Annotated in this window: 1 pseudogene; it reads left to right on the top strand. The window is 34.4% G+C overall.

Going from position 1 to position 2,077, the window contains the following annotated elements:
- Positions 1-22 precede the first annotated feature (22 nt).
- Positions 23-2,077 (top strand): annotated as a pseudogene (locus D1831_RS14145) (hypothetical protein); the annotation flags it as partial.

The following is a 2,077-nucleotide window of genomic DNA, read 5'->3' as shown; positions in this document are numbered from 1 at the left end:
CCTATATGGGGGATGTATAAAAATGAAAATTGAAGATTTTGATAACATGTATGAAGCACTTGAAAAACGTGGTAATCGAGGAAATTTAATGACGTTGAATGCACCTACTGGGTCTGGAAAGACGTTTACCATTACGCGTTTTTTAGTGGGAAAAGCAATTAATGATCCAAAATTCCGTGGATTTTTTATTTCGGATCAGAAGAAAAATTTGAATATTAGCAGTTTTAAAGCTGAATGGAAAAATAGGAGTAAAAAGCCTTTTTATCAACATGTTGCCATAATGAGGTCGTTGACGGATACAGTTGCGTTGATTATTGAGGATTTTAATAAACGTGATGATGGCAAGATTAAAGGAATTCCGCGGAAGCTATTCGAGAATGAACAGGTGCAAGAAAGACTGAACTTGCTAAGTGATCAATATTATTTCACGAAGAAAATGATGAAGAAAGAAAACGATATTACTACGTACAGTGCTCTAAAAAAATCCGAGTATGTTTTTCGGCAAAAGGTAATTGAGTATTTATGTTTAAAGGTTGGAGTTAAAGATAGTAGTGCTAATGAATCACGGGTAAAAATTCGTAATTACGTGAGGTCTAATGTAGATGAGGTTAGCCAATGGGTATCTAAAATTTATCCGAGTATTGATTTAGATCACCGGCAAATTTGCATCATGACAACTATGAAGTTTAAGAAAAGTTTTCCAAAATTCTTTTCGCAAGGGAGTCAAGAATTTTTGCAAGCAGATGTTTTAAATGATGCGTTAGTCATACTGGATGAATTTGATTCAACTAAGAATCAATTTTTATCTGACGCGATTGAGCGGGCATTAATGATGAAGACGGATTTTTTGGGCCTGTTTAATGCCATTAGAAATGGACTAATAGAATTACCGCAAAATAAACCGACGGAATTAAGTGAAATTATTTTAAACAAGACTAATTACACCCAACTATTAAAGCGGGCTAACCAAATGTGTCAACGTTATAAATTAGATTACCTATACAAGAGCGATGAATCTAATACATCGGACAATTACATTTTTCATCTGCCATACTACTTATTGATTTCAGGAAATGAGAATTGGGAAACTCATTTAAATAGTGAAAAAAAGCGGGTTGACATAAATCATAGTCAAGAGAAAAATAACTTGCATTTTAGTGAAATGTTGGCACAAGTGACGATATTTTTAGAAAAGTTTGCAAAGGTTTTTTTTAGTGCGGCTAGACAGTATGCGGATAGTGTGAACAAACTCCGAGTGAGTACCGAAAATCAAATGACAATTCATGATGCCAGTTATTCAATCTATAATGCTCTGGGACTAACTAATGATCAAATAGATGTTTTAGTTGCAGTGTGGGAGGATTTGGGATTCCGTCAAATTCCTCAGCAAAGTAAGTTTTTTGGTACTAATACAAGACCAGCTGGGTATCAACAGTTTCAAAAACGAGGATTACAAATTTTTGCATTAGCTGATTCAGATAGACATGCTATGCGAACCAACATCAATGGGGCTTTTTTACAGCAAACACCCGAGCGGTTCTTACTTGACGTTATTAAAAAGGCTAATGTTTTAGGATTATCCGCAACTGCAGACATAAAGACTGTTCTGGACAATTATGACATGGACTATTTAAAAGACCAGCTACAAGGACACTTTTTTCAAGGAAAACAATGTCTTACAGATGCAACAAAAGCTCAATTTAATATTGCAAAAAAATATGATGAGATGGGGATTCAAGTTTCTGCTTTTTGTGCGTACGAAAAAAATTATTCAATGAAAAATCAGATGACAGATGTGATTGCCCAAAGATTAACTAGTTCGGAGTTAGAAATAATTGATGGAGCTGACTTGGACAAGTTAAATCATATTTTTAACAAAGGTGTTAGCAGATTGGATGATAATTATTTCGTGCAAAGATATCTGGAGCTATTTGATAGTTTTGTCATTTTCTTAAGACAACCGACCGCAACGTCCTTTTTGGGATTACAAGGGCCTTTGCCTAATGATAATACTGATTACAAAATGAATGCGGGATTTATTCAGCAAATATTTGATCAACTACGGACGATTTTATGT

The organism is Lactiplantibacillus garii, from assembly GCF_003885105.1.
Classification (GTDB): domain Bacteria; phylum Bacillota; class Bacilli; order Lactobacillales; family Lactobacillaceae; genus Lactiplantibacillus; species Lactiplantibacillus garii.
This window is presented reverse-complemented; position numbering and strand designations above follow the sequence as displayed.